This window comes from Sphingopyxis macrogoltabida, from assembly GCF_001314325.1.
GTDB lineage: Bacteria > Pseudomonadota > Alphaproteobacteria > Sphingomonadales > Sphingomonadaceae > Sphingopyxis > Sphingopyxis macrogoltabida.
The window spans coordinates 294,903-321,319 of record NZ_CP009430.1; the positions used below are offsets into that span (position 1 = coordinate 294,903).

The window sequence follows — 26,417 nt, forward strand, 5'->3', positions numbered from 1 at the left end:
ATTTTCAAAAGGAACTGTTTCGGAATCTTTTGGACCGCGTGCCATAATCCGGTCAGCCCCGGTTCTTCTGGAGCTTGCCCTTGAACATCTCGCGCGCGATGATCGTCTTCATGATCTCGATCGAGCCGCCCGCGATCTTGACGATGCGCGCATCGGCATAGGCCCGGCAGATCGGATATTCCCACATATAGCCCCAGCCGCCGAACAGCTGGAGACACTTGTCCGCAGTCTCGCAGTGCAGTTCGGACGTCACCATCTTCGCCATCGCGGCGTCGACGGGATCGAGCTCGCCCTTCATGAAAAGGTCGATACATTTGTCGGTGAAGACGCGCGCCATCACCGAGCGCGCCTTGAGATCTGCAAGCACGAACTGGGTGTTCTGGAAATCGCCGATCGACTGGCCGAACGCCTGGCGCTCGGCAGTGTAGTCGACCGTCCATTCGAGCATCACCTCGGTGACCGTCGCCGAGCGGATCGCCTGCGCAAGGCGTTCCTGCGGCAGCTTGGTCATCATGAGCTTGAAGCCTTGCCCCTCGCCGCCAAGCATTGCGCTCTCGGGAATGCGCATATTGTCGAAAAAGAGCTCGGACGTGTCCTGCGCCTTCATGCCGAGCTTTTCGAGATTCTGGCCGCGGTTGAATCCGGGGGTCGCCGCATCGACGAGGAACAAGGTTACGCCGTGCGCGCCGGCCTGGCTGTCGGTCTTGGTCGCGAGCACGATGACGTCGCAAAGCTGCCCGTTCGAGATGAAGACCTTCTGGCCGTTGATCACAAACTCGTCGCCGTCGCGCACCGCCTGCGTCCGCACGGCCTTGAGGTCGCTGCCCGCGTGCGGCTCGGTCATGCCGAGCGAGCCGATCGCCTCGCCCCGGACCATCTTGGGCAACCAGTGGCGCTTCTGCTCCTCGGACCCGAAGGAGAGGATGTAGGTTGCGACAAGGTCGGTGTGGATCAGGAAGCCGGGACCACTCGCGCCGACGCGCCACAATTCTTCATAGACGACGGCGTCGAAAAGATAGTCGAGGCCGAGCCCGCCATATTCCTCGGGCACGGTGCAGCAGAGCATGCCCGCCTCGCCCGCCTTCAGCCAGAGCTCGCGCGGGACGATGCCTTCCTTTTCCCACCGGTCATGATGCGGGACGATTTCCTTCTCCACAAATTTGCGGACGGACTCGCGCCACATTTCATGTTCTTCGCTAAAAATATTGCGTTCGATCATCGCCTAGGCCCCTTTAATCTCTTGGTCTTCAGCCTGCCCGATTGGCCTTGTCGCGCTGCGTGGATTGCTCGATCGCCTCGCGCGCGGTCTGCCACTGCGCGTCGGTCATGCCGGTCAGGTCGGCGAAGGTGCCGGGGCCGGCGAGATGCTGGCCGCCGTCGATCGCGATCGTCTGTCCGGTGAGATAGTCGCACCCGTCCGAGAACAGGAAGGTGATGAGGTTCTGGAGTTCGGGCATCGCCCCGTAGCGCCGGAGCGGCACCGTCTCTTCACTCGTCGCCGACGATTTCGCATCGGGGATCGGATTGAGTTTCTCCCAGGCGCTTTCGGTCGGAAAGGGTCCGGGGGCGGTCGCGTTGAGGCGGATGCCATAAGGCCCCCATTCGACCGCGAGCGACATGGTCATGGCGTGGAGCGCGGTCTTCGCCATCGCCGAGGGAACGACGAAGGCCGAACCCGTCCACACCCAGGTGACGAGGTTGCTGACCACCGACCCCTTGATGCCTTCGTCGATCCAGCGTTTGCCGAGAGCGAGCGTGACGTGGAAGCTGCCGTCCATCACCGTCGAGGTGATGGCGCGAAAGCCGCGCGGGCTCAGCCCCTTGGTCGGCGCGATGAAGTTGGCGGCGGCGTTGTTGAGGAGGCTGGTGACCGGTCCGACCTTCCACATCGCCTCGACCATCGCGTCGACCTGATCGGCGTCGCGGATGTCACAAGTATGCCAATGTACCTTTCCGGGGTTCTCCAGCGCGATCTCGGCAGCGGCGGCTTCGAGGACGTTAGCGCGGCGGCCGCAGATATGGACCGTCGCCCCTTTGGCAGCCAGCGCCTTCGAGATTTCGAGGCCTAGCCCTGATCCGCCGCCGGTCACGAGAATGGATTTGCCCGCGAGCACGTCGGACCGGAATATGTCCATGGTGAACCTCTTCCCCGTTTGATTTCTGGCAAGCGACTTGGCGTCGCCCTAATTTCGTAAGCCAGTTTACAACTTCAAAAATTGCTGTCAAGGATGGTTGCAGGAAACAACTGAACAATGGCGGGAGGTAGCAAGAGGTGACCCATCAACCGGGGTCGATTGTGGCTGTCGGCGGCTATTTGCCGCTGCTGCGCCTGGACCGGGCGCAGGCTGCCAGATCGCTGAAACATTTCGGACTCGGCGGACGCCAGGCGGGCTATCGCGCCGTCGCGGGTTGGGACGAGGATGCCTTCACGCTCGCCGCCGAAGCGAGTCGGGCGCTCACCGAGTCGGCGCCCGCGCGCATCTGCTTCGCATCGACCTCGGCGCCCTTCATCGACCGCGCGCATGCGAGCCTGCTCGTCGACGCGCTGGCGCTGCCGCTCACGACGCGCACGCTCGATGTCGCCGGGAGCCGGCGCTGCGCGGTCGCGGCACTGCTCGACACGTTGCTCGGCGCCGACGACAGCGTGATTGCGGCGGGCGAGCGGCGTCCGGCGAAGCCCGGCAGCCCGGCGCATCTGGCCTATGGCGACGGCGGCAGCGCGGTGCGCACGGGTAGCGATGGGCCTGCGAAGCTCGTCGGCTGGGCCTCGCAGGCGCACGACCTGCTCGACAGCTACGCCTCGCGCGGTCACGAAACCGCTTATCCGAGCGAAGAGCGCTTCGTGCGCGACATTGCGAGCAGCGCGATCATCGCTCCGGCGATCAACGATGCCTGCGCGAAGGCCGGGATCGCCGCCGGCGATGTGAAATGGGCGGCGGTCCACGAGCCGCTCTCAGGCATGTGGAAAGATATCGCGCGCCGCACCGGCATCACCGCGCCAAACCTTGCCGCCACCCTCGCCGAGCAGGCGGGCGATCTTGGCGCCGCGCATGCGCTGTTCGCGCTCGGCCTCGCGTTCGACGCCGCGCGTCCGGGCGACCATGTCCTGCTCGCGGGCTTTGGCAGCGGCTGCGACGCGCTGATTTTCCGCGTCGATGCCAAAGTGCCCGGCGCGAGCTCGGTCCGGGCGGCGCTCGGCGCGGGCGAGGCGTTGACCGACTATGTCCGCTTCCTCTCGCTCAGCGGCGGCGTCGATCTCGATTTCGGGGTCCGCTCCGAATTCGAACAAAAGGCGCAGGCGACTGTGGTCGAGCGCTATGGCCGCGACACGCTCGGCTTCATCGGGGGCCGCGACGAGCAGGGCAATGTCCAGTTCCCCAAGACCCCTATCCCCGTGCGTCCCGGCGCCACGGGACGCGAGGCGCTCGAGGATGTGCGGCTGGCCGATCTGCCGGCGAAGGTCGCGTCGGTCACCGCCGACCGCCTGAACTACACGCCCGACCCACCCTTCTGGTTCGGGCTCGTGCAGTTCGACAATGGCGCGCGCATCCTGATGGAGCTCACCGACGCTAGCGGCGCCGGCTTTGCGGTCGGCGACGCGCTCGGCATGCGCCTGCGGATCAAGTCAATCGACAAAAAGCGCGGCATGCGGACCTATTTCTGGAAAGGTGCGCCCGCCCAGCGGCCGCAGATGGAGGCCTGAGCGATGGCGACGGGTATCAAGGACAGGGTCGCGATCATCGGTATGGGCTGCTCGGTCTTCGGCGAACGCTGGGACCGCGGCGCCGACGATCTGATGATCGAGGCGTTCGAAGAAGCGATCGGCGACGCCGGCATCGACCGCAGCCAGATCGAGGCGGCGTGGATGGGCAATGCGCTCGACGACATCAATGTCGGCAACAGCGCCCTCCCCCTCGCTCATGCGCTCCGGCTTCAGACCATCCCGGTGAGCCGGGTCGAGAATATGTGCGCGACGGGCACCGAGGCGCTGCGCGCCGCGGTCTATGCCGTCGCCTCGGGCGCGATCGACTTCGGGCTCGCGCTCGGCGTCGAGAAATTGAAGGACACGGGCTATGGCGGCTTGCCGCTCCGGACCAAGGGCCTCGCGAACGATTTGTGGATGCCTTATGGTTCGGCGCCGGGTACCTTCGCGCAGCTCGCCGGCGCCTATAGCGCCGCACACGGCCTCGACGGCGGCGATCTCAAGCGTGCGATGGGGCATGTGAGCTGGAAGAGCCACCAGAATGGCGCACTTCATGGCAAGGCGCATCTCAGAAAAGCGGTCGAGATGGAGACGATCCTGAAAGCTCCGATGATCGCCGATCCGCTCGGGCTGTTCGACTGCTGCGGCGTCTCCGACGGTGCGGCCTGCGCGATCGTGACGACCCCCGAGATCGCCAAAAGCCTCGGTATCGACAATCCGGTCACGGTGAAAGCGATCCAGCTCTCGGCGAGCAACGGCTGGGAGATGGGGTATGGCGAATGGGACGGTGCCTCGGTGCGCAACACCCAGGTCGCCGCCAAGCGCGCCTATGCCGAGGCTGGCATCGCCGATCCGCGCGCCGAGATTTCGCTGACCGAGGTCCATGACTGTTTCTCGGTGACCGAGCTGGTGACGATGGAAGATCTCGGCCTCTCGGATTCGGGCCGCGCGGTGTTCGACATTCTCGACGGCAAATATGATCGCGGCGGCGCGATCCCGTGCCAGACCGATGGCGGCCTCAAATGTTTCGGCCATCCGGTCGGCGCGTCGGGCCTGCGTATGGCTTATGAGGTCTATAACCAGCTTCGCGGACGCGCCGGCGACCGGCAGCTTTCGCAGGTCGATTTCGGGCTGACGCACAATCTTGGCGGCGCGCCGTTCAACAGCGTCGCGGCGGTCTCGATCCTCGGCCGCCTCGACTAGGGAGAGAATAGATGGCGGGACTTTATTTCGAGCAGTTCAGCGTGGGCCAGGCTTTCGATCACGAGATCCGCCGCACGGTGACCGACATGGACAATATATTGTTCAGCTCGCTCACCTATAATCCGGCGGCGATCCATATCGATCATGCCTATGCGGCGACGACCGAGTTCGGCAAGCCGCTGATGAACTCGATCTTCACCCTCGGGCTCGTCATCGGGCTGTCGGTGCAAGACACGACGCTCGGCACGACGATCGCCAATCTCGGGATGAGCGAGACGACCTTCCCCAAGCCGGTCTTCGCCGGCGACACGATCCGCGCGCGCACCACGGTGCTCGAGCTCAGGGACAGCAAGTCGCGGCCGACGCAGGGCATCGTCACCTTCGAGCATATCGGGCTCAACCAGAAGGACGAGATCGTCTGCCGCACGCTGCGCGGCGCACTGATGATGCGGAGCCCCGCGTGAGGCTTCGCTCGCTCCTCTTCGTGCCCGGCGACAGCGAGAAGAAATTCGTCAAGGCCAGCGGCATCGGCGCCGACGTCCTGATCCTCGACCTCGAGGACAGCGTCGCGCCAAGCATGAAAGAGGCCGCGCGCGCGCAGGTCGCCGCGCTCCTCGACGACAGGAGCGAGCATGACTGGTCCTTCTTCGTGCGGGTGAACCCCTTCGACACCGGCCTGACTTTCGACGATCTCGCGGCGGTGGTGAAGCCGGGGCTCGACGGGCTGCTCATCCCGAAGGCCAATGGCGCTGCCGATATCGAACGGATCGGACAGGAGCTCGACCGCCTCGAGGCCAAGGCCGGAATGGAGCAAGGCAGTGTCAAGATCGCCGTCGTCGCGACCGAGACCCCGCTCGCAATGTTCAACCTCGGCAGCTACGCGCCGCCGCATCCGCGGCTTGTTGCGCTCACCTGGGGCGCCGAAGATCTCGCCGCCGCGATCGGCGCAACGGGCAATAAGGAAGAGGACGGCCACTGGACCGATCCCTACCGCCTCGCCCGCTCGCTCTGTCTCTATGCCTCGGCCGCGGCAGGCGTCGCGCCGGTCGACACGCTTTATGCCGATTTCCGCAACCCCGAAGGGCTCGAGGCCGATTGCCGCCGCGCGCGCCGCGACGGCTTCACCGGGCGCATCGCGATCCATCCCGACCAGGTCGCGATCATCAACCGCTGCTTCAGCCCCTCGGACGAGGAGATCGCCGAGGCGCAGAAGATCGTCGATGCCTTTGCCGCGAACCCCGATGCGGGAACGCTCGGCATCGACGGGAAAATGGTCGACATCCCGCATTTGAAGGCCGCGCGCCGCACGCTTGCCAGCGCCTGACCACGGAGAGAGGTTATGACTGCCACCCGCCCGCTTCCCACCGAAGACGATCTCGCCGCGATCCGCGAAGGCGTCCGCGCCGTCTGCGCGCCGTTCGACGATGAATATTGGCTCGACCGCGACAATACCGGCGAGTTTCCGAAGGATTTCCACCGCGCCATGGCGGACGGCGGCTGGCTCGGCATCACCATGCCCGAGGAATATGGCGGCTCGGGCCTCGGGGTCACCGAGGCGATGACGATGATGAACGAAGTGGCCGCGTCGGGCGGCGGCTTCGCCGCGGCCTCGACGATCCATATCAATCTGTTCGGCCCGCACCCGATCGTCGTGAAAGGCACGCCCGAGCAGAAGGCGCGTTGGGTCCCCCGGCTGGTCGCCGGCGAGGACCAGTGCTGCTTCGGCTTCACCGAACCCGATGCGGGGCTCAACACGACGCGGATCAAGACCTTCGCCGAGAAGGTGCCGGGCGGTTATGTCGTGAACGGGCAGAAGGTCTGGACCTCGACCGCACAGGTCGCGAACAAGATCATGCTGCTCACGCGCACGACCAAGTTCGAGGATTGCGCCAAGCCCACCGACGGTATCACCATCTTTTACACCGACCTCGACCGCGCCAAGATCGACGTCCATCTCATCCCCAAGATGGGCCGCAAGGCCGTCGATTCGAACGCGATCTTCATCGACGGCCTGTTCATTCCCGAAGAGGACCGGATCGGTGAGGAGGGCAAGGGCTTCTCCTACATCCTTCACAGTCTCAACCCCGAGCGGGTGCTGATCGGCGCCGAGGCGATCGGTATCGGCCGCGACGCGCTGCGGCGCGCGACCCAATATGCCAAGGAGCGCATCGTGTTCGACCGCCCGATCGGACAGAACCAGGGCATCCAGCATCCGCTCGCCGAGAAATGGATGTATCTGGAATCGGCTTGGCTGATGGTCGAAAAGGCCGCGCGCCTCTATGACAGCGGTCTGCCCTGCGGCGCCGAGGCGAACAGCGCCAAGTTCCTCGCCGCACGCGCGTGCCACGATGCCGCCTGGCAGGCGGTCGCGACGCATGGCGGCTTCGGCTACGCCAAGGAATATCATGTCGAGCGGCTCTACCGCGAAAGCGCGCTGACCCGCCTCGCCCCGATCACCGAGCAGCTGATCATGAGCTTCATCGCCGAGAAGGTGCTCGATCTCCCCAAAAGCTATTGAGGACGAAACATATGGGAATGATGGACGGAAAAGCCGTGCTGGTGACCGGCGCGGGACGCGGCGTCGGCCGCGGTATCGCGCTCGAGATGGCGAAGGCCGGCGCCGCGGTGGTGGCCAACGACCTCGGCGTATCGCTGACCGGCGAGGGCGGCGACGAAGGCTCGCCCGCCGAACAGGTGGTCGCCGAGATCGTCGCAATGGGCGGCAAGGCGGTTGCCAATCATGACAGCGTCGCCGACTGGGACGGCGCCTGCGCGATGGTCAAGGCCGCGGTCGACGGCTTCGGCCGCATCGACGCGGTAGTGAACAACGCCGGGAACCTGCGCGACGTCTATTTCCACAAGATGGGCCCCGACGATTTCGACGCGGTGCTCGCCGTGCATTTGAAGGGCAGCTTCAACACGAGCCGCGCCGCCGCCCCTTTCTTCAAGGAGCAGGCGTCGGGCGCCTATGTCCATATGACCTCGACGAGCGGGCTCATCGGCAATTTCGGGCAGGCCAATTATGCCGCGGCCAAACTCGGCATCGTCGGCCTCTCGAAATCGATCGCGCTCGACATGCAGCGCTTCGGCGTGCGCTCGAACGCGATCGCGCCCTTCGCCTGGACGCGCATGATCGACTCGATCCCGACCGATACGCCCGAGCAGCAGAAGCGCGTCGACGGCCTCAAGAAGCTCGAGGCCGACAAGATTGCCCCCTTCGTCGTCGCGCTCACCGGCGATGCCGGCGCCAAGGTGACCGGGCAGATCTTCGCGGTGCGCAACAACGAGATCTTCCTCTTCTCGCAGCCGCGCCCGATCCGTACCGCGCACACCGCCGACGGCTGGACCCCCGAGACGGTCGCCGAGCGCGTCTTCGACCAGTTCGCGAACGACTTCTACCCGCTGCACCGCTCGGCCGACGTCTTCACCTGGGAACCGGTCTGATCCATGACCTTCCGGCCCGATCGCATCCTCGCGCATGATTTCGGCGAAGCGCGGCAGAGCTACATCGCGCGCGATGCCATCCTCTATGCGCTCGGCGTCGGGCTCGGCCACGACCCGCTGGACGAGGGAGACCTCGCCTTTCTCGACGAGACAAGGCTGTCGGTCCTCCCGACCTTCGCGGTCACGCTCTGCTCGCCCGGCATGTGGATCCGCGACGCCGCCTTCGGCGTCGACTTCCGCCGCCTCGTGCACAGCGCGCAGGCCGCAACCTTTCATGCGCCGCTTTCCCCAAGCGCAGATGTCCTCGGGACAGCGCGGGTCGTCGGCCTCACCGACCGCGGTGAGGGCCGCGGCGCGATCCTCGAGCTCGAGCGCCAGATCGCCAATGCCGCCGACGGCACCACCTATTGCACGCTTCGCCAGACGCTCTTGCTGCGCGGCAACGGCGGCTTCGGTGGTCCTGCGGCGCCTCGCGCATCGACGGTCATCCCAGAGACGGCGCCGGGCGCCCAAACAAGCACCTCCCTCTCGCCGCGCGCCGCGCTGATCTACCGCCTCTCGGGCGACTGGAACCCGCTCCATATCGACCCCGCTTTTGCCAGGTCGGCGGGCTTCGACCGGCCGATCATGCACGGCCTTGGCAGCTATGGCGTCGCAGGCGCGGCATTATCGCGCGCGCTGGGCCGCAACCCCGCCGAGACGAGCGCGCTCTCCTGCCGTTTTTCCGGCATCGTCTTTCCCGGCGACACGCTTGCGTTCAGCATCTGGCCGGACGCACACGGCGCCGCCTTCCGCGCCCATGTCGGCGAGCGCCTCGTCCTCGACGAGGGCCGGATCGCCTGGCGGAGCGCCGCATGACGAGCGCCGGCCTCGCCGCCCGGCTCAAATCCGGCCTTCGCCTCCCGGTCATGGCGGGGCCGATGTTCATCGCCTCGACGGCCAATCTCGTCATCGCGCAGTGCAACGCCGGCATCATCGGCGCGATGCCCGCGCTCAATCCGCGTAGCACCGAAGCGCTCGACAAGGATCTCGCGCGCATTGCGGCAAGCGTCGGCACGCAGCCCTGGTGCGTCAATCTCGTCGCGCACAAGAGCAACGAGCGGCTCGCCCCCGATCTCGATGTCGTGCTGAAGCACAAAGTCCCGATCGTCGTGCTGGCGCTCGCCGCCGACCCCGGGCTCGTGCGCGAACTGCAGGCCAACGGCAGCCTTGTCTTCCAGGATGTCATCCGCAACCGCCATGCCCAGAAATGCGCCGAAATGGGGGTCGACGGCATCATCGCGGTCGCCGCCGGCGCCGGCGGCCACACCGGCGACCAGTCGCCTTTCGCGCTCGTCGGCGAGATCCGTGAATGGTGGGACGGGCTGCTGCTGCTCGCGGGCTGTATCGCGAACGGGCGCGGCATCCTCGCGGCCGAAGCGTTGGGCGCCGACCTTGCCTATATCGGCTCGCCCTTTCTCGCCTCGAGCGAAGCCAACACTCAGCCCGGGTTCAAAGCCATGCTTGTCGAGGGGAGCGCGAAGGATGTGCTCGTCACGAGCTGCTTTACCGGCGTGAAGGCGAGTTTCCTGAAGCCTTCGCTCGTCGAGAACGGACTCGACCCCGATAATCTTGTCCCGGCAACGAGCGGCGGTGCGATCAACATCAACAATGGCGGCGCGAACAGCAAGGCGTGGCGCGATATCTGGAGCGCGGGCCAAGGGATCGGCGCGATCAAGTCGGCGGGACCCGCCGCGGAATGGCTCGACTGGCTTGCCGGCGATTATGCCGCCGCACGCCGCAGCATGGGACTTGCCCAATGAACCGCCAGTGCCTCCTCGTCTGCCGCCCCGAAGGCATTGCGCAAGCGAAGAATTTCGAGATCGTCGAGGCGCCGCACCAGCCGCTCGGCGAAGGGGAGATCCGGGTCCGCAACCACTTTCTGTCGGTGGAGCCCGCGATGCGCGGCTGGATCGCCGACAAGGGCAATTATGCCGAACCGGTGGCCATCGGCTCGGTGATGCGCGCGCTTACCGCTGGTGTCGTCACCGAAACGCGTCACCCCGGCTATGCGGTCGGCGACGCGGTCACCGGCTGGTTCGGCTGGCAGGAAGAGGCGGCCGCGCCCGCGAGCGCCGTCGTTCGCAAGATCTCCGAGACCGATCTTCCGCTGTCGCTGAGCCTCGGCATATTGGGGATCAACGGCGTCACGGCGCACCTCGCGCTCACCGGCATCGGCAAACCGGCGCCCGATGAGACATTGCTCGTCTCGACCGCAGCCGGAGCGGTCGGGTCGGCGGTCGGACAGATCGGCAAGCTGCTCGGTTGCCGTACCGTCGGCATTGCGGGCGGTCCCGACAAGGTGAAGCTCTGTCTCGAGCGTTTCGGCTATGATGCCGCTATCGACTATAAGGCGGGCGACCTTCGCGCTGCGCTTGCCCGCACCTGCCCCGAGGACATCGATATCTATTTCGACAATACCGCGGGCGCGATCAGCGACGCGGTGCTGGCGCATCTCGCGCTCCGTGCCCGCGTCGTCGTTTGCGGCACGGCTGCCATCGATCGTTGGGATCCCTGGCCCGAAGGCCCGCGCATCGAACGGCACCTGCTCGTCAAGCGCGCGCGCATGGAAGGCTTTGTCATCTTCGATCATATGGACCGCTATGAAGCGAGCGTCGCGCAGCTTGCCGAATGGGTCCGTACCGGTCAGCTCGCCTATGAAGAAGATATCCTCTCGGGTATCGAGGCGTGCCCCGATGCGCTCGCCGGACTGTATCGCGGCGAGAACAAGGGCAAGATGATCATCCGGCTCTGAAGGAAAGACGCGACATGCTCGAAGGCCGTCACATCGTTATTCTCGGGGGAAGCTCGGGGATCGGCTTCGCCGTTGCCGAGTCCGCGATTGCCGCCGGCGCCACTGTCCATATCGGTTCGACGAACCTGGCAAAAATCGAGGATGCGCTCGCGCGGCTTGGAGCGCAGGCCAGCGGCGCGGTGGTCGATACGACCGACGAGACCAGCCTCGCTGCCTTCTTCGAAGGCTGCAGCGCGATCGATCATCTCGTGCACACGGCAGGCGACCGGCTCCCCCGCGGGCTCACGATCGGCTCCGACTTCGACCTGGCGGCCGCGCAAAGCGCCATGGGTGCCCGCTTCTGGGGGCCGCTGCTCGCGGTCAAGCACGCGCTGCCCAAGCTGTCGCCCGAGGCCTCGATAACGCTGACGGCCGGGCTCTACGCGCACCGGCCGACCAGGGGATCGACGATGTCGACCGCGATCGCCGGCGCGGTCGAACATCTCGCGCGCGGCCTCGCGGTCGACCTTGCGCCGGTCCGGGTGAATGCGGTGACGCCGGGGCTGATCGCGACCGAGATGTGGGCGAAGGTTCCCGAGGATGCGCGGGGCGCGATGACGAAAGCCCAGCCGCTGCCGCGGATGGGCTTTCCCGTCGAAGCCGCCGAAGCCTATCTTTATTTCATGCGCGCGGGCTTCACGACCGGACAGGTCGCTGTGGTCGACGGCGGCCGGCTATTCTCTTGAACCGCCCTCGCCCTGCTGCGCGCGGGCGCGGTTAAAGCCTGCCGCGACCGCGTCGGGTGCGACGTCGAGATTGGCGGCGCGCGCCGCTGCGTCTTCCATGCGAAGGCCTGCCTCGAGCGTGGCCTCGAACCCGGACCGGATCAGCGCCTTCATCGCCTCAACGCCCCCAGGCGCGTGCGCGGCGATCTGATCGGCCAGCGCGAGCGCCGCAGGCACGAGCTCGCCCGCTGGATAGACATGATTTGCGAGGCCCCAAGCCACCGCTTCATGCGCGGCAAGTGGACGCGCCGATAGCGACAGCTCGTTGGCGCGCGATAGTCCGACCGCCCGCGCCAAGCGCTGCGACAACCCCCAGCCCGGTGTAATGCCGACGCGGACATGGCTGTCGATGAAGGAGGCTTCCTCGGCGACGAGCAGGATATCGAGTGCCAGCGCGATCTCGAACCCGCCCGTCACCGCGATACCGTTGATCGCGCCGATGAGCGGCTTCGGAAAGGCGGCGATCGCATCGACCATGTTCTCGGCGCCGACATTGTCCTCGACGCTTGCCCCGGAGGCCGCGATCTCGCCGAGATCGAGCCCGGACGAAAAGGCTCGCCCCGCGCCCGTCAGAACCACCGCGCGCACCTCGTCGTCGTCCGCGAGGTCAGAAAGAGCGGCAATAAAGGCGCGGCGGAGCGCCGACGTAAGCGCGTTGAGCTTATCGGGGCGGTTGAAGGTAAGCAGCGCTACCGCACCGCGGCGTTCGACGAGCAGCGGATCGCCGCTCATGCGACGCTGCGCTGTTGCCCATCCCAATAGGGCGCCCGAAGGTCCTTCTTGGACACCTTGCCCGACGGCACGAGCGGGAAGGCCTCGACAAAATCGACGCTTTTGGGGACCTTGTAGCCGGCGAGCAGGCCGCGACAGTGGGCGACCAGCACATCTTCGTCGGCAGCATGCCCCTCGCGCACGATGACGATCGCCTTCACGCTCTCGCCCCAGCGCGGATCGGGGACACCGATGACGGCGACGCCAGCAACCGCCGGATGGGTCGACAGCACATTCTCGATCTCGGCCGAGTAGATATTCTCGCCGCCCGAGACGATCATGTCCTTGGCGCGGTCGACGATATAATAGAGCCCCTCTTCGTCACGCCGCGCGATATCGCCCGAGCGATACCAGCCATTTTCGATTGCCTGCTGGGTCAGTTCGGGCTGGCGCCAATAGCCCGTGGTGATCGACGGCTGGCGGATGAGAAGTTCGCCCGGTTCGCCGTCGGGCACTTCGCGGCCATCGGCGTCGACGATGCGAAACTCGATCAGCGGCAGCGGGCGGCCGCAGCTCTTGAGCTTTTCTTCATGCTCGAGATCATGCTCGTCGGGCCGGAGGATCGATGTCGCCCCGCCCGCCTCTGTCGAGCCGTAGAATTGCATGAACTCGCCGGGCATGGTGGCGATCGCGCGCTTGATGAGGCCGAGGCTGATCGGCGAGCCCGCATAGAGCGTCAGACGGATCGACGAGAAATCGGTCTTCGCTGCATCGGGATGGTCGAGCAGCATCTGGAGCATCGTCGGGGTCAGCGTCAGGAGCGTCGGCTTCATGCGGTCGATGGTGGCGAGCATCGCGGCGGGGTCGAACTGCCGCACGATGTCGATCGCCACGCCATTGTAGAGGCACTGCAGCATGATACCGATGTGCAGCAGATGGAAATTGGGCAGGCCGTTGACGAAACTGTCGCCCGCCTGCCATTTGTAGGTCGGTTCGAGATGCTCCGAGAGCCGCATCATGTTGGTGCCGCCATGCGAGAGCATCACCCCCTTGGCATTCCCCGTCGTACCCGAGGTGTAGAGCTGGAACGCCGTGTCCTCCAGATGCGGCCGCTTGGCGACCGGCTTTTCGGAACAGCCCGCCACGCGCTTTTCCAGCGTCTCCTGCTCGTCGATCCAGATCGCCTGCGGGGGCGTGCTGAGGTGCGCGCACGCCGCCTGCCAGAGCTCCGCCTGCTCGCGTTCGACGATCGCATGGCGGACCTCGCTGTCGGCGATCTGCGCGGCGAGCTCGGCGGGCGCGAGGCGCCAGTTGAAGATGACGAGGCCGGCGCGGGTGCGCGCACAGCCGAAGAGCGCGAAATAGAAGTCGAAGCTGTTCTTGCCCATGAAGCCGACCAGCTCACCGGGACGCGCGATCCCGTCCGAGAGATAGTTGGCGACGCGCGCGCAGGCGCGATCGAACTCGGCAAAGTCGACGACCCGCGCCGCCGTGCGGAGTGCCGCGCGCGAGGGATCATGGCGCGCCCAATATTCGGGATATTGGCCAAGGCTACGGATTTCCGGAAAGAGCCACATGTCACACCCCTCCGAATTCGGGTCGACGACGCTCGGTGAACGCCTTGATGGCGCCCGCCGCGTCGCGCGTCCCCGACGACCGGCTGAGCGCCTGGGCTTCGAGTTCGAGCTGGGTCTCGAGCGGCTGGTCGAAGACCGAAAGCATGAGGCGCCGGATCTCGCCGAACGCCTTGGTCGGCCCTGCGGCCAGTTGCCGGGCCACCTCTTCGGCCCGCGCGCGGAACGCATCCTTCGAATGGACTTCGTCGGCAAGGCCGCATGCGAGCGCGGCCTCGGCGCCGAGACTTTCGTTGAGCAGGAGGAACCGGCGCGCGCGCGCCGCGCCCATGCGCCGCGCATACATGATCGACGATCCCGCGTCGCACGAGAAGCCGATCCCGGGATAGGCGGCGACGAACTTCGCATCCTCGGCTGCGATCAGGATGTCGGCGCCGGCGACGAAAGCCGACATGCCGCCTGCACAAACGCCGTGCACCGCCGCGACGACCGGCGCATCCATGCGCTGGAGCCGCGCTATCCCGCTGTGGAGCGATGTCGTCCAGCGCTTGATATTCGCGGGCAGCGAGTCGAGATCGTTCACGAAGCTGGTGATGTCGCCGCCATAGCCGAACGCGTCGCCCAACGCGGTGACGAGGACGCAGCGTACCGAGGGATCGACCGACAACAGGGTCGCTGCTTCGCAGGTTTCAGCGCAGAAGGTCTCGTCGATCGGGTTGCCCCGCACCGCATTGTTGAATTCGAGACGGGCCAGCCCGCCTTTGACCGTCAGCGTCAAGCGCTCGAACGCCATGCCACTCTCCCATGACAACCCATTTTGTAAGTATGTTTACTAGATTGCGCAATAGGGTCAAGCCGGAGGAGCCCCGCTAATCAAATTATGCCAAATGAACACGTAAAAAGGGGGCCGGAGATGCCGCGTTGCCGACATCTTCCGGCCCCCAAGTCCGCCGACTGCTAGCCCTAGCAGGACGGCCGGAGGAGATCAGAAGCGATAACCGACTTTGAGGCCGTAGATTCGCGGTTCGCCCGGAAAGTCGCTCAGCGTCGAGCCGAGAGCCAGGACCGTGCGGCGATAATTTTGCTTGGTCGCGTTGGTAACATAAGCGGTGATCCGGAAATCACCAATCTCGTACGCCGCGCGGAGATCGAGGAGGCCGTAGGAGGGCTCGCGCGACAGGCTGACGGCACCGCCATAGATGGGATTGGCATTGCCCGGCTCATGGTAGAATTCGTCGAGCAGTGCATAGTCGGCGCGCAGTGTCAGACCGCTATTATCGCCAGTCGGAATCCGCCATTCGGCACCGACATTGATGCTGTGCTTGGGCGCACGCACCAGACGCCGGTCAGAGAAATCGGTCGCGGCAGTCGGCGGAACACCATCAGCGTTAGTGAAATAGGCGTCATATTTCGCGTCGAGATAACCATAGGTCACGCTGAAGTCGATATTGTCGCTCGGACGCAGCAGGAGTTCGACGTCGGCGCCGTAGATCTTCGACGCAGCGGCGTTGCTTATCAGGCTGGCGGCCGAGCCGCCGCCCAGATCGACGATCCGCGAAACCTGCAGATCCTTATAGTCATAATGGAAGGCCGCCACGTTGAAACGGAGCCGGCGATCGAGCCATTCGGACTTGAAACCGACTTCATAGGTCTTGATGTCCTCGGGCTGGAACAGGACGTTCGCTTGTGCCGCCGAGAAGGGCACATATTGAAAGCCGCCGCTCTTGAAGCCGGTCGAATAGCTCGCATAGATGCTTGCGTCGGGGCTGAACTTGTAAGTGGCGACGATGCGCGGATCAAAACTCTCGTAGGTCGCGCTGTTGTCGACCAGGAAAGGCACGGCGATGAGCGGAACCCCGGGCCGGGTGTTCAGGCCCTGCTGCACCGCCCTCTTCTCGTCGCGCGTATAGCGGCCGCCGAGGGTGACTTCGAATTTTTCGCCAAGATGGATCGTCGCCTGGCCAAAGATGGCATAGCTGTCGATCTCATAATCCGAGATTGCGGTGCTGACTTGCGGCCCACCGCTGAGCAACGCTACGACGCTATCGACGCCCAGGCGAAATTCGTCGCTCCGCGCGCTGCGGTCACGATAATAGAAGGCGCCGATGATCCAATCGAGGTTTCCGTCGAACGACGCTGGCCCGCTTGGATCGGAAGTGATGCGAATTTCCTGGCTGAACTGCTTCGAGCGCTCGTTACTAAGCTGGTTCGCAATGTCGAGAGAAGTGCCCTCGAGATCACGGCCGTCTGAAATGCGAAGCTTCTTCAGCGCGCTGATCGACGTGATCGTCGCAAAACCGGCATCATATTCAACGCGTCCGATATATGTCTCGGTCTTGCGGTCGAGATAAGGATCAAACGACAGGTTGCCCGCATTGCCGCCAAAATAGGGGATAGGTGTGCGACCGGGGCGGCCAAGGAATGTCGCGAGAGGATTGGCAGGCGTGATGACTCCGGCAAGTGACTCCGCGGGCCCGCTGCCGCGGCTAAAACCAGAAAATGCCGCCTTGTCGCCGTCGCGCGACAATTCGGCCGTCAAATCGATCGTGAGTTGTTCACTCGGTGCGAAGCGCAGCCGCGCCCGTCCACCCCAATTGTCGATGCCCTGGAATTTGGTGCCAGTCTGCAAATTTGTCTGGTAACCATCGCGCTCGGCCTTCCAGCCCGCTACGCGAAACATTAGCTTATCGCCCGCAATCGGGCCGCCGACGGCGCCGAACAGGCTATAGCCGTCATAATTGCTGATGCCGGCCTCTGCCTCACCCGTGAAATAGTCGGTCGGACCTTTGGTAATCACGTTTATCGCACCAGCGATCGTGTTGCGACCGTAGAGCGTGCCTTGCGGACCGCGCAAGACTTCGATGCGCTCGACATCGCGAAGCGAACCGAACGAGCCTGAGGCACGGCCGGCATAGACGTCGTCGACGAACACGCCGACCGAGCTTTCCGAGCCGGGATCGAACGAACGGGTACCGATGCCGCGAATGTAAAGCTGCGGGCGGGCTGCGCCAAAGCTGCCAAAATAGAACGAGGGAACGCGCGGCGCGATGTTCTCAAGGCTCAGAATTCCGAGCTTCTCAACCTGCTGGCCGCCAAAAGCGGTGATCGCGACCGGGATGTCCTGAACGCGTTCTTCGCGGCGCTGCGCCGTGACGAGGATTTCGCCAGGATATGTTTCTTCCTGCGCAGCCGGCGCTTCCGGCGCCGCCGCCTCTTGCGCCATAGCAGCATGCAGCGGCGACAAGATCGCCGCGCCGGACACCAGAATTCTGAATGTGGCAGTCTTCATGATCAACCCTCCCAAGTTGGCCGCAGTCTGTCGCTGTCGGCAACGATTTTCGAATCTATGTAAACCAGTTTATGTTTTCTAAGTCAAGATTATCCTTCCACCTTGGAAGTTTCGGCGACCGATTGGTAAATATGTTCGAGAGCGGCCGGGTCTTCGATCGTCGCGGGAGTGGCAACGGCCTCCCCGTTGGCAATCGCGCGGATCGTCGCGCGCAGCGTCTTGCCCGAACGCGTCTTCGGCAGGGCTTTCACCACATGGACGGACTTGAACGCGGCGACGGGGCCGAGTTCGTCGCGCACACGCGCCACGACCTCGCGCGAAACCTCGTCGTCGGATACCTGCACGCCAGCCTTCAGGACGATGAAGCCGATGGGAATCATCCCCTTGATGACGTCGTTGGCTCCGATCACAGCGCACTCGGCGACCGCGGGATGCGCGGAGACTATTTGCTCGATTGCCCCGGTCGACAGCCTGTGGCCTGCGACATTGATGATGTCGTCGATACGGCTCATCACATGGACGAAACCGTCGTCATCGACCATGCCGGCATCGCCTGTGGTGTAGAAGCCGGGATGCTGGCTGAGATAGGCGTCCTGGAAATGGGCGTGACGCTGCCAGAGCGTGGGGAAGCAGCCGGGTGGCAGCGGGAGGCTAAGGACGATGTCGCCGATCTCACCGGCGGCCAGCTCCTTATCCTCGCTATCAAGGATTGCGAAACTATAGCCCGGAATAGGGCGCCCGGCGCTGCCGTGACGGGTGCGCGTGTCGCTAAGACCGATGCAGGTTCCCAGCGCGGGCCAGCCAAGCTCGGTCTGCCACCAGTGATCGATGACCGGAACTCCGAGCATCGTCTCCGCCCAGGCCAAGGTGTCGGGATCGGCACGCTCGCCGGCAAGATAGAGCGCCCGGAGGCGGCCGCTTCCCTTCTCGGCGAGGAGGAGGCCCTCGGGATCCTCGCGCTTTACCGCGCGGATCGCGGTCGGCGCGGTAAAGAAGACATCGACTTCATGGTCACGAATGACCCGCCAGAAGGCGCCTGCATCGGGAGTTCCGACCGGCTTTCCCTCATACATGACGCTCGTGCAGCCGTGGATGAGCGGACCGTAGACGATGTAACTGTGCCCGACCGCCCAGCCGATATCGGATCCCGCCCAGAAGACTTCGTCGGTTCCGACACCATAGATGTTCGGAACCGACCAGGCCATGGCAACGGCATGACCGCCATTGTCGTGGACGACGCCCTTGGCGATGCCCGTCGTCCCTGAGGTATAAAGGATGTAGAGCGGATGGTCGGAGGACACCGGAACGCAATCCGCCGGCTCGGCCGCCGCGCACGCCTCGCTCCACTCGATATCGCGGCCGGCTTCGAGCGACGCGGTCAGCTCGGGCCGCTGCAGGACGACGGTGTATAGAACCTTGTGGGTGGCCAGCGCGATAGCAGCATCGAGCAAGGGCTTGTAGGCGACGGTCCGGCCGGGTTCGAGGCCGCAAGATGCGGTCAGGACCAGCTTGGGTTCGGCATCGTCGATGCGCTTGGCGAGCTCGTGCGAGGCGAAGCCGCCGAATACGACCGAATGCACCGCGCCGATGCGCGCGCAGGCGAGCATCGCGAACACCGCCTCGGGCACCATTGGCATATAGATGATCACGCGGTCGCCAAGATCGACGCCTTGCGCGCGGATCATACCCGCAACCTGTGCGACTTCGCGCTGGATATCCGCATAGGTGTAGCGCGTGACGCGGCCGGTCATCGCGCTGTCGTGGATCAGCGCGGTGCGTTCGCCGCGGCCGGCAGCGATATGGCGATCGACGGCATTGTGGCAGGTGTTGAGACGGCCGTCCGGAAACCAGGTCCAGATGCCATCGGGCTGCGCGTCTCCGGCGCGTGTGGGCGCCTGCTCCCAATTGATCAGTTGCGCCGCCTCCATCCAGAAAGCCGCGGGATCGGCGACGCTCGCCGCATAGATCGAGGAATAGCTCATAGCATGTCTCCCGTGAGATGCCGCCACATCCGCTCGACCACCCCACCTGACCAAGTCTGCCGCGCGTCGATTTCTTCCGAAGTCAGCCGAGCCGCTTCCAGGTCGAGGCCCATGGCCCGGACATCGCGCTCGATGCGCGCTGCGTCTTCGAGGAACCATCCGAGCGTCACCGCTTGCGGCAGGCTTTCACCCACAACGACGGCGCCATTGCCGCGCATTACGAGTGCGGGAGCGTCGCCGAGCATGTCGGCGAGATCCGCGGCGGCCGCGTCGCTGCGGAGCAGGCGCGGATCGTTCCAGAACGGGATCGACTTGAAATAGGCACCGATGCCGTGGCGCGGGACCGGCACGAGGCCGGCGGCCGAGAGTGCCATCACCGCGGGCGGCATGATGCGGCATACGCCGCCGACCCCGGAACGCCGGCGGTAGATTTCACGGTGGATGCGCACTTCGCCGAGGACACCCTCTGGAAGCGGCCCGTCGAGCGGCACAACGGTCCCCGGCTCGTCGGCGACGCGCCCCATAGGGAGCGGCGCGCAAACGAGAAAGCTCGTCGCGTCGAGCCGCGCGCTGCAATGGCCGAAGGCATGGACAAGACCTGCAGACGCGAGCGCCCGGGCGGCAAGCCGAACCTGTTCGTCGATGGCCGCCGGCGTGGTCATTTGCCGGCCCGCAGCATATCGAGCGCGACGTCGACGATCATATCCTCCTGCCCGCCGACCATCTTGCGGCGGCCGAGTTCGACGAGGATGGCGCGGGTGTCGAGTCCATGCTCGGCGGCGGCTTTCTCGGCATGGCGGAGGAAGCTGGAGTAGACCCCCGCGTATCCCAGCGTCAGCGTCTCGCGGTCGACGCGCACCGGGCGGTCCTGCAGCGGGCGGACGAGGTCCTCGGCCGCATCCATCAGCGCATAAAGGTCGCAGCCATGCTTCCAGCCATGGACGTCGGCGGCGGCGATGAACACTTCGAGCGGCGCATTGCCCGCACCGGCGCCCATGCCCGCAAGGCTCGCATCGACGCGGATCGCGCCATTCTGCACCGCGACGATGCTGTTCGCGACGCCGAGGCTGAGATTGTGGTGCGCATGAACACCGCGCTGCGTCTCGGGCTTGAGCACCCGGTCGTATGCCTGCAGCCGCGCCGCATATTGGTCCATCGTCAGCGCGCCGCCGCTGTCGGTGACATAGACGCAATGCGCGCCATAGCTTTCCATCAGCAGGGCCTGCTGCGCGAGCGGCTCGGGCTCGGACATATGGCTCATCATCAGGAAGCCGGAGACGTCCATGCCGATGCCGCGCGCAAATTCGATATGCTGCTTCGCGACATCGGCCTCGGTGCAGTGGGTCGCGATCCGCACCGAGCGCACGCCCATCTCATAGGCATGCTTGAGGTCGTGGATGGTGCCGATGCCGGGAAGCAACAGCGTGGTCAGCACACTATGTTCGAGCACTTCGGCGACCGCGCCGATCCAGTCCCAGTCGGTCTGGGCGCCGAAGCCATAGTTGAAGCTCGACCCCTGCAGCCCGTCGCCATGCGCGACCTCGATCGCATCGACCTTCGCCGCATCGAGCGCCCTGGCGATCGCCTTTACATTATCGAGGCCATATTGGTGGCGGATCGCGTGCATGCCGTCGCGAAGCGTCACGTCCTGGATATACAGTTTGCTGGTCGTCGGGTCGAAGGTCATGCCGCCATATCCTGCTTCATGCGGAGTGCGATCTTCTCGGCGGTCCTGAGCGCCGCCGAGGTCATGATGTCGAGATTGCCGGCATAGGCGGGCAGGTAATGCGCCGCGCCCTCGACCTCGAGGAAGACGCTGACCTTGAGCCCGGTGAAGCTGCCGCCCATTTCGGGGATACGCAGCGGCGCGTTGCCTCCGATGTTTTCGAACTGCACCTCTTGTTTCAGCCGGTATCCCGGCACATAGGCCCGCACTTCGGCGACCATATCTTCGACGCTCTTCGCGATCGCGGCACGGTCGCCGTCATCGCACAGGCAATAGACGGTATCGCGCATGATCAGCGGCGGTTCGGCGGGATTGAGAACGATGATCGCCTTGCCGCGCGTCGCGCCGCCGACCTCCCTGATCGCCTGGCTTGTCGTCTCGGTGAACTCGTCGATGTTGGCGCGGGTGCCGGGGCCAGCGCTTTTCGACGCGATCGACGCGACGATCTCGCCATAATGGACTTTCGAAACGCGGTTCACCGCGGCGACGATCGGGATCGTCGCCTGCCCGCCGCAGGTCACCATATTGACGTTGGCGGCATCGAGGTTCGCGTCGCCGTTCACCGGCGGGATCGTGTAAGGACCGATCGCCGCCGGGGTCAGGTCGACGACGCGCTTGCCGTGCGCGATCAGCACGTCGCTGTGGTGCTTATGGGCACCTGCGGAGGTCGCATCGAAAACGATCGCGATATCGGCAAAGCCCGGCAGCGCGATCAGGCCGTCGAGGCCATCCGCCGTGATCGGCACGCCCAGCCGTTCGGCGCGTTTGAGCCCGTCGCTTTCGGGATCGATCCCGACGAAAGCGCCCATTTCGAGGATATCCGACAGGCGCATGATCTTGATCATCAGGTCGGTGCCGATATTGCCCGAGCCGATGATCGCGACTTTGGTTTTCGCCATTTCGCTATGCCTTGTACGTAAAGCTGCAGGTGCCGATGCCGGCGATGCGCGCCTCGACCTGGTCGCCCGGCGTCAGCGCGACCATCGGCCCGAGCGCGCCGGCGAGGAGGATATCGCCCGCCTGCAGCGGCTCGCCGCGCGTCGACAGCGTCTGGGCAAGCCAGGCGGCGGCGTTGAGCGGGTTGCCAAGCGCCGCGGCGCCGACGCCGGTCGACGCGACCGCGCCGTTCACCGACATCTCCATCGCCGCACCTTCGAGGTCGAGCCCGGCGAGCGGCAGGCCGTCGTCTGCCAGCACGAAGAAGGCCGACGAGCCATTGTCGGCGACCGTGTCGGCAAAGGTGATTTTCCAGTCGGCGATGCGGCTGTCGACGATCTCGATCGCGGCGTGGACGCTTGCCACCGCGGCCGCGACCTGTTCGGCGGTCGTGCCGGGACCGGGCAGACCGGCGCCGAGAATGAAGGCGATCTCCGCCTCCGCCTTCGGCTGGATCGCCCGCGCCGGGTCGAGCCGCCCGCCGTCGGCGACGCGCATGTCGTCGAACAGCACGCCGAAATCGGGCTGGTCGACGCCGAGCTGCGTTTGCACCGCCTTTGCGGTCAGCCCCGCCTTGCGCCCGACGATCCGGCGCCCCTGCGCTTCCCAGAAGCGCGTGTTGATCGTCTGCACCGCATAGGCGCCCGCGGCATCGGTCGGTTCGAGCGCATCGCGGAGCGGCGGAATAGCGCCGCCTGCATAAGCGTCGCGCAGCCGTGTGGCGATGTCTTGATAGCTGGGCATCGTCCCTCTTCCCATTGCGGTGTTTGTTCACCGATTGACTAATTGCGACTCATGTTACATACCAAGTGCACGGTTTGTAAAGAGCCATCAACAGAGCGACACGCTCGAAAGGGATGAGGAATGGATCAGAGCCTGCGACCGGTCGTGGATGAAACGCGCGGAATCTACCGCGTTCCGCGCCGCGCCTTTGTCGACCAGTCGGTGTTCGAGCGCGAATGCCGCGCCATTTTCGATAAATGCTGGCTCTATCTCGGCCATGCGTCCGAGCTGCCCAACCCCGGCGACTTCGTGACCCGCAAGGTCGCCGGACGGCCGATGCTCTTCACCCGCGACAAGGAAGACAAATATCACGCGCTGATCAACACCTGCCCGCATCGCGGTGCGGTCGTCTGCCGCGAGCGCAAGGGATCCTCGCCCGCCTTCCAGTGCATGTACCATGGCTGGGTGTTCGCCAACACGGGGCGGCTGATGGTGGTGCCCGGCCATGCCGGATATCCCGCTGATTACAAGGAGGACCCTGGCAAGCAGCTCAGTCACGCCCCGCGCTTCGACCGTTTCGGCGACTTCTTCTTCGTGAGCTTCGCCGCCGACGGCGAGGATCTTGCGACATATCTCGCGGGCGCCGGCGATTATCTGAAGCTCGTCTCCGAGCAGTCGGCGAAGGGGATGACGATCGTCGGCGGCACGCAGGAATATTCGATCCGCGGCAACTGGAAGCTTCTCGCCGAGAACAGCGTCGACGGATATCACGCCGCGAGCACCCACTCGACCTATCTCGAATATCTCAAGAATGCGAACGGGTCGACGCACGATACGCGCCTCGCGGGCTTCGGGCACGATCTCGGCAACGGCCATGCGGTGATCGAATATTTCGCGCCGTGGGGCCGGCCGATCGCCAACTGGATCCCGCTCTGGGGCGAGGAAGGCAAGCGCGAGATCGAGGCGATCCAGCAGGATTTGACCGCGCGCCTCGGGCAGGAACGCGCCGACCGGATCGCGAAGCAGAGCCGCAACATGATCATCTTCCCCAATCTCGTCATCAATGACGTGATGGCGATCACGGTGCGAACCTTCTGGCCTACAGCCCCCGATTATATGGAGGTCAACGCCTGGGCCCTCGCGCCCGCCGAGGAATCGGAGTGGCTGCGCAAGTTCCGCCTATTCAACTTCACCGAATTTCTCGGCCCCGGCGGCTTCGCCACCCCCGATGATGTCGAGGCGATCGAGAAGTGCCAGGTCGGCTATCAGGCGTCACGCGAGGCGCAATATAATGATATCTCGCGCGGTATGCTTCGCGAAGGCGGCTCGGCCTATGACGACGAACTCCAGATGCGCTGCTTCTGGAACGAGTGGGATCGGCGCGTCCAGGAGTATGGCGCATGACCCGCGAGGCGGACATCGACGCGATGCTGCTCCAGCACCGGGTGCAGAGCTTCCTCTTCCACGAGGCCGACCTGCTTGATCGGTGGGAGCTTAACGAATGGGAAGCGCTCTTCGCCGACGAGGCCAGCTATCTCGTGCCGCCGACCGACGTCGACGGCGACTTTGCCGACCCCAGCAAGTCGCTCTTCTATATTTTCGATGACCGGACGCGCATCCACGAGCGGGTCGTGCGTCTCGAGAAGAAGGGCGCCCACAGCGAGTTTCCGCGATCGAAGACGCGGCACCTCGTCAGCAATGTCCTGGCAGAGCAGGACGGCGAAACCATTACCGCAACCGCTTCCTTCGCCGTCTGGCGATCGAAGGACGGCAACACCGACATCTTCGTCGGCCATTATGCCTATCAGCTGATCGAGGTCGATGGCGCGTTGCGGATCGCCGAGAAGAAATGCGTGCTCGATATGGACGCGCTCCGCCCGCACGCCCGCATCAGCATCTTGCTCTAGGATGACGATATGACTGCACCCTTCCGTTACCGGCGCCTGTCCTACGTCGCGCTCGATGTGTCCGATCTCGAACAGTCGCTGGGTTTTTACCGCGATCTTGTCGGCCTCACCGTCGACCGGCGCCACGACGACACTGCCTATCTTCGCTGCAGCGAGCTGCCGCAGAACCTCGTGCTGCGCGAGGGCGATACGCCGGGCCTCGCCCGCGCGGCGTTCGAACTGGAAAGCCAGGCCGACCTCGACCGCGCCTTCACCTATCTCGACGATGAGGGCTTTGCGCCCGAATGGCTGACCGCCGAGGAAGCAGGTGAACTGAAGGTCGGGGCGGCGCTCCGCTTCCGCGAGCCGGGCTGCGGGCTGCATTTCGAGTTCCATGTCGAGCCCGAACTGCAGGATGATTTCGAGGCGGGCCACACCGCCATCGCGCGTCTTGGCCATGTCGTGCTCAACGTCGCCGATTTTGCCACGGTGGAAGGCTCGCTCGTCGGCAAGCTCAATTTCCTGATCTCGGACCATGTGCCGGGGAAGATCGCCTTCCTTCGCGCTTTTCCCAATAAATATCATCACAGCTTCGCGATCCTCACCGGACCGTCAGACGGCTATAACCACGTCAACTTCATGGTGTCGGACATCGACGACGTCGGGCGTGCGATCAACCGGATGAAGAAGGCCGAGGTGCCGATCGTCTTCGGCCCCGGTCGTCACGAACCGTCGGGAAGCATTTTCCTCTATTTCCTCGATCCCGACGGGATGACGACCGAATATAGCTTCGGCATGGAGGAGTTTGAGGAAGAAGGCGCGCGGCCGCCGCGCGAACTCGAAGCAAAGCCCGAGGTGCTCGACACCTGGGGCAGCATTCCCGACCCGCGCTTCGGCAAGGGCGGCGCGATCCTCGCCCATGCGTGAGTCCCATCATCACGGCCGCGTCGCGATTGTTACCGGCGCCGGGCGCGGTATCGGGCTCGCGATTGCGCGGCGCCTTGAGGCCGATGGCGCGCGCGTCATGTTTGCCGATCTCGACGAGAGCGCGGCGCGCGAGGCGGCGGGCGACACCGGCGGCGCCTTCTGGGGCGATCTGGCCGACGAAGAAACGGCAGCGCAGCTCATCGCCAAAACCGTCGAGAGGCTCGGCGCGCCCGCTATCCTCGTGAACAATGCCGGCGGCGGCATTCTGCGCCCCTTCCTCGAACATACGCCCGAGACGCTTCGCGCAACGATCGACCGCAACCTCTGGACCGCGATCTGGTGCAGCTGGCACGCGCTGCCGCATATGAAGTTCGCGGGCTGGGGCCGCGTGATCAACATCGGCGCCGACAGCGTCCGCAACGGCCTTTTCGACCATGCCGGTTACAATGCCGCCAAGGGCGGTATGCACGGCATGACCACCGGGCTCGCGCGCGAGTTCGCGAAGGACGGCATCACCGTCAACACCGTCGCCCCCTGCGCGGTAGTAACCCCGCAATATCGCGAGATCGAGAAGAGCAATCCCGATCTCATCGCCAAGGTGGTGAGCGTGATCCCGATGGGGCGTGCCGGTACCGAGGACGAAGTCGCCAGCATGGTCGCCTATCTGGCGCGCGACGAAGCCGGTTTCGTGACCGGCCAGGTCGTCAGCGTCAACGGCGGCACCACGATGCTCTGAGCGTTCAAGCTCCAACCCA

The 26,417-nt window shown here is 65.0% G+C and carries 25 protein-coding genes; 14 read left to right on the top strand and 11 right to left on the bottom strand.

Annotated elements, in window-relative coordinates; all coding sequences use genetic code 11:
* Nucleotides 1-52: 52 nt before the first annotated feature.
* Together LH19_RS26295 and LH19_RS26300 are read right to left on the bottom strand one after the other, a co-directional pair.
* Nucleotides 53-1,219, bottom strand: a complete 1,167-nt coding sequence (locus tag LH19_RS26295; RefSeq protein ID WP_054735058.1) for an acyl-CoA dehydrogenase family protein — start codon at nt 1,217-1,219, stop codon at nt 53-55.
* A 28-nt stretch (nt 1,220-1,247) separates the two neighbouring features.
* On the bottom strand, nt 1,248-2,135 hold the full coding sequence (locus tag LH19_RS26300; protein WP_054735061.1) for an SDR family oxidoreductase: 888 nt from the start codon (nt 2,133-2,135) through the stop codon (nt 1,248-1,250).
* 137 nt (nt 2,136-2,272) lie between these two features.
* Here LH19_RS26300 and LH19_RS26305 point away from each other — a divergent pair, with 137 nt between their 5' ends.
* The 10 genes from LH19_RS26305 to LH19_RS26350 are packed head-to-tail and all read left to right on the top strand — an operon-like array spanning nt 2,273 to nt 11,869.
* Nucleotides 2,273-3,703, top strand: a complete 1,431-nt coding sequence (locus tag LH19_RS26305; protein WP_082396430.1) for a 3-oxoacyl-[acyl-carrier-protein] synthase III C-terminal domain-containing protein — start codon at nt 2,273-2,275, stop codon at nt 3,701-3,703.
* Between the two features lie 3 nt (nt 3,704-3,706).
* Complete coding sequence (locus LH19_RS26310) at nt 3,707-4,906, top strand: acetyl-CoA acetyltransferase (protein ID WP_054735071.1); 1,200 nt, start codon at nt 3,707-3,709, stop codon at nt 4,904-4,906.
* Nucleotides 4,907-4,917: 11 nt separating this feature from the next.
* Nucleotides 4,918-5,370 carry a MaoC family dehydratase gene (locus LH19_RS26315; protein ID WP_054735074.1) on the top strand — a complete coding sequence of 151 codons (453 nt, stop codon included), beginning with the start codon at nt 4,918-4,920 and terminating at the stop codon, nt 5,368-5,370.
* Nucleotides 5,367-6,230, top strand: a complete 864-nt coding sequence (locus LH19_RS26320) for an HpcH/HpaI aldolase/citrate lyase family protein (protein WP_054735077.1) — start codon at nt 5,367-5,369, stop codon at nt 6,228-6,230. The genes LH19_RS26315 and LH19_RS26320 overlap by 4 nt, the downstream gene beginning before the upstream one ends.
* A gap of 15 nt (nt 6,231-6,245) precedes the next feature.
* Entirely contained in the window at nt 6,246-7,424 is a 1,179-nt protein-coding gene (locus LH19_RS26325) for an acyl-CoA dehydrogenase family protein (protein WP_054735079.1), read from the top strand.
* An 11-nt stretch (nt 7,425-7,435) separates the two neighbouring features.
* Nucleotides 7,436-8,350 carry an SDR family NAD(P)-dependent oxidoreductase gene (locus LH19_RS26330; protein WP_054735082.1) on the top strand — a complete coding sequence of 305 codons (915 nt, stop codon included), beginning with the start codon at nt 7,436-7,438 and terminating at the stop codon, nt 8,348-8,350.
* A gap of 3 nt (nt 8,351-8,353) precedes the next feature.
* A complete protein-coding gene (locus LH19_RS26335; protein WP_054735085.1) occupies nt 8,354-9,208 on the top strand; it encodes a MaoC/PaaZ C-terminal domain-containing protein in 855 nt (284 codons plus the stop codon).
* Nucleotides 9,205-10,152, top strand: a complete 948-nt coding sequence (locus tag LH19_RS26340; protein ID WP_054735088.1) for an NAD(P)H-dependent flavin oxidoreductase — start codon at nt 9,205-9,207, stop codon at nt 10,150-10,152. Before LH19_RS26335 ends, LH19_RS26340 begins: the two co-directional genes overlap by 4 nt.
* Nucleotides 10,149-11,144, top strand: coding sequence for an NADP-dependent oxidoreductase (locus LH19_RS26345; protein WP_054735092.1), 996 nt, complete (start codon nt 10,149-10,151; stop codon nt 11,142-11,144). Before LH19_RS26340 ends, LH19_RS26345 begins: the two co-directional genes overlap by 4 nt.
* A gap of 14 nt (nt 11,145-11,158) precedes the next feature.
* The gene (locus tag LH19_RS26350; protein ID WP_054735095.1) at nt 11,159-11,869 is read left to right on the top strand and encodes an SDR family oxidoreductase; all 711 of its coding nucleotides are present in this window, start codon (nt 11,159-11,161) and stop codon (nt 11,867-11,869) included.
* On the opposite strand, the gene LH19_RS26355 is transcribed toward LH19_RS26350, so the two are convergent.
* The 9 genes from LH19_RS26355 to LH19_RS26395 form a co-directional block, all read right to left on the bottom strand.
* Entirely contained in the window at nt 11,858-12,640 is a 783-nt protein-coding gene (locus tag LH19_RS26355) for an enoyl-CoA hydratase (protein WP_054735098.1), read from the bottom strand. The two genes, LH19_RS26350 and LH19_RS26355, sit on opposite strands and share 12 nt — an antisense overlap.
* Nucleotides 12,637-14,196 carry a class I adenylate-forming enzyme family protein gene (locus tag LH19_RS26360; protein ID WP_054735101.1) on the bottom strand — a complete coding sequence of 520 codons (1,560 nt, stop codon included), beginning with the start codon at nt 14,194-14,196 and terminating at the stop codon, nt 12,637-12,639. The genes LH19_RS26355 and LH19_RS26360 overlap by 4 nt, the downstream gene beginning before the upstream one ends.
* Before the next feature lies 1 nt (nt 14,197).
* Nucleotides 14,198-14,986, bottom strand: a complete 789-nt coding sequence (locus tag LH19_RS26365) for an enoyl-CoA hydratase/isomerase family protein (protein ID WP_054735104.1) — start codon at nt 14,984-14,986, stop codon at nt 14,198-14,200.
* 192 nt (nt 14,987-15,178) lie between these two features.
* Nucleotides 15,179-17,482: a TonB-dependent receptor gene (locus LH19_RS26370; protein WP_054735107.1), complete on the bottom strand. Its 2,304-nt coding sequence runs from the start codon at nt 17,480-17,482 to the stop codon at nt 15,179-15,181.
* 89 nt (nt 17,483-17,571) lie between these two features.
* Nucleotides 17,572-19,464, bottom strand: coding sequence for an AMP-binding protein (locus LH19_RS26375; protein ID WP_054735112.1), 1,893 nt, complete (start codon nt 19,462-19,464; stop codon nt 17,572-17,574).
* Nucleotides 19,461-20,126: a class II aldolase/adducin family protein gene (locus tag LH19_RS26380; protein WP_054735115.1), complete on the bottom strand. Its 666-nt coding sequence runs from the start codon at nt 20,124-20,126 to the stop codon at nt 19,461-19,463. Before LH19_RS26380 ends, LH19_RS26375 begins: the two co-directional genes overlap by 4 nt.
* Nucleotides 20,123-21,151 (bottom strand): 4-hydroxy-2-oxovalerate aldolase, encoded by a 1,029-nt coding sequence (gene dmpG, locus LH19_RS26385; protein ID WP_054735119.1) that lies wholly within the window; start codon nt 21,149-21,151, stop codon nt 20,123-20,125. Before dmpG ends, LH19_RS26380 begins: the two co-directional genes overlap by 4 nt.
* A complete protein-coding gene (locus tag LH19_RS26390; RefSeq protein ID WP_054735122.1) occupies nt 21,148-22,089 on the bottom strand; it encodes an acetaldehyde dehydrogenase (acetylating) in 942 nt (313 codons plus the stop codon). Before LH19_RS26390 ends, dmpG begins: the two co-directional genes overlap by 4 nt.
* Nucleotides 22,090-22,093: 4 nt before the next feature.
* Complete coding sequence (locus LH19_RS26395; RefSeq protein ID WP_054735123.1) at nt 22,094-22,870, bottom strand: 2-keto-4-pentenoate hydratase; 777 nt, start codon at nt 22,868-22,870, stop codon at nt 22,094-22,096.
* Nucleotides 22,871-22,990: 120 nt separating this feature from the next.
* Between LH19_RS26395 and LH19_RS26400 the strand changes: the two genes are divergently transcribed.
* From LH19_RS26400 to LH19_RS26415, 4 genes are read left to right on the top strand one after another with little or no spacing between them, the layout of a single operon-like run.
* On the top strand, nt 22,991-24,253 hold the full coding sequence (locus LH19_RS26400) for an aromatic ring-hydroxylating oxygenase subunit alpha (RefSeq protein ID WP_054735125.1): 1,263 nt from the start codon (nt 22,991-22,993) through the stop codon (nt 24,251-24,253).
* Nucleotides 24,250-24,756 carry an aromatic-ring-hydroxylating dioxygenase subunit beta gene (locus LH19_RS26405; protein WP_054735128.1) on the top strand — a complete coding sequence of 169 codons (507 nt, stop codon included), beginning with the start codon at nt 24,250-24,252 and terminating at the stop codon, nt 24,754-24,756. The genes LH19_RS26400 and LH19_RS26405 overlap by 4 nt, the downstream gene beginning before the upstream one ends.
* Before the next feature lie 9 nt (nt 24,757-24,765).
* Entirely contained in the window at nt 24,766-25,662 is an 897-nt protein-coding gene (locus LH19_RS26410) for a VOC family protein (RefSeq protein WP_054735129.1), read from the top strand.
* Nucleotides 25,655-26,398 carry an SDR family NAD(P)-dependent oxidoreductase gene (locus tag LH19_RS26415; protein WP_054735133.1) on the top strand — a complete coding sequence of 248 codons (744 nt, stop codon included), beginning with the start codon at nt 25,655-25,657 and terminating at the stop codon, nt 26,396-26,398. The genes LH19_RS26410 and LH19_RS26415 overlap by 8 nt, the downstream gene beginning before the upstream one ends.
* The last annotated feature ends 19 nt before the right edge of the window (nt 26,399-26,417 follow it).

What these genes read in the sequence shown, in the direction of transcription:
- LH19_RS26295 (WP_054735058.1), bottom strand. Translation starts at nt 1,219, where the DNA reads ATGATCGAACGCAATATTTTTAGCGAAGAACATGAAATGTGGCGCGAG.
- LH19_RS26300 (WP_054735061.1), bottom strand. Translation starts at nt 2,135, where the DNA reads ATGGACATATTCCGGTCCGACGTGCTCGCGGGCAAATCCATTCTCGTG.
- LH19_RS26310 (WP_054735071.1), top strand. Translation starts at nt 3,707, where the DNA reads ATGGCGACGGGTATCAAGGACAGGGTCGCGATCATCGGTATGGGCTGC.
- LH19_RS26315 (WP_054735074.1), top strand. Translation starts at nt 4,918, where the DNA reads ATGGCGGGACTTTATTTCGAGCAGTTCAGCGTGGGCCAGGCTTTCGAT.
- LH19_RS26325 (WP_054735079.1), top strand. Translation starts at nt 6,246, where the DNA reads ATGACTGCCACCCGCCCGCTTCCCACCGAAGACGATCTCGCCGCGATC.
- LH19_RS26330 (WP_054735082.1), top strand. Translation starts at nt 7,436, where the DNA reads ATGGGAATGATGGACGGAAAAGCCGTGCTGGTGACCGGCGCGGGACGC.
- LH19_RS26335 (WP_054735085.1), top strand. Translation starts at nt 8,354, where the DNA reads ATGACCTTCCGGCCCGATCGCATCCTCGCGCATGATTTCGGCGAAGCG.
- LH19_RS26340 (WP_054735088.1), top strand. Translation starts at nt 9,205, where the DNA reads ATGACGAGCGCCGGCCTCGCCGCCCGGCTCAAATCCGGCCTTCGCCTC.
- LH19_RS26345 (WP_054735092.1), top strand. Translation starts at nt 10,149, where the DNA reads ATGAACCGCCAGTGCCTCCTCGTCTGCCGCCCCGAAGGCATTGCGCAA.
- LH19_RS26350 (WP_054735095.1), top strand. Translation starts at nt 11,159, where the DNA reads ATGCTCGAAGGCCGTCACATCGTTATTCTCGGGGGAAGCTCGGGGATC.
- LH19_RS26355 (WP_054735098.1), bottom strand. Translation starts at nt 12,640, where the DNA reads ATGAGCGGCGATCCGCTGCTCGTCGAACGCCGCGGTGCGGTAGCGCTG.
- LH19_RS26360 (WP_054735101.1), bottom strand. Translation starts at nt 14,196, where the DNA reads ATGTGGCTCTTTCCGGAAATCCGTAGCCTTGGCCAATATCCCGAATAT.
- LH19_RS26365 (WP_054735104.1), bottom strand. Translation starts at nt 14,986, where the DNA reads ATGGCGTTCGAGCGCTTGACGCTGACGGTCAAAGGCGGGCTGGCCCGT.
- LH19_RS26370 (WP_054735107.1), bottom strand. Translation starts at nt 17,482, where the DNA reads ATGAAGACTGCCACATTCAGAATTCTGGTGTCCGGCGCGGCGATCTTG.
- LH19_RS26375 (WP_054735112.1), bottom strand. Translation starts at nt 19,464, where the DNA reads ATGAGCTATTCCTCGATCTATGCGGCGAGCGTCGCCGATCCCGCGGCT.
- LH19_RS26380 (WP_054735115.1), bottom strand. Translation starts at nt 20,126, where the DNA reads ATGACCACGCCGGCGGCCATCGACGAACAGGTTCGGCTTGCCGCCCGG.
- dmpG (WP_054735119.1), bottom strand. Translation starts at nt 21,151, where the DNA reads ATGACCTTCGACCCGACGACCAGCAAACTGTATATCCAGGACGTGACG.
- LH19_RS26390 (WP_054735122.1), bottom strand. Translation starts at nt 22,089, where the DNA reads ATGGCGAAAACCAAAGTCGCGATCATCGGCTCGGGCAATATCGGCACC.
- LH19_RS26395 (WP_054735123.1), bottom strand. Translation starts at nt 22,870, where the DNA reads ATGCCCAGCTATCAAGACATCGCCACACGGCTGCGCGACGCTTATGCA.
- LH19_RS26400 (WP_054735125.1), top strand. Translation starts at nt 22,991, where the DNA reads ATGGATCAGAGCCTGCGACCGGTCGTGGATGAAACGCGCGGAATCTAC.
- LH19_RS26405 (WP_054735128.1), top strand. Translation starts at nt 24,250, where the DNA reads ATGACCCGCGAGGCGGACATCGACGCGATGCTGCTCCAGCACCGGGTG.
- LH19_RS26410 (WP_054735129.1), top strand. Translation starts at nt 24,766, where the DNA reads ATGACTGCACCCTTCCGTTACCGGCGCCTGTCCTACGTCGCGCTCGAT.
- LH19_RS26415 (WP_054735133.1), top strand. Translation starts at nt 25,655, where the DNA reads ATGCGTGAGTCCCATCATCACGGCCGCGTCGCGATTGTTACCGGCGCC.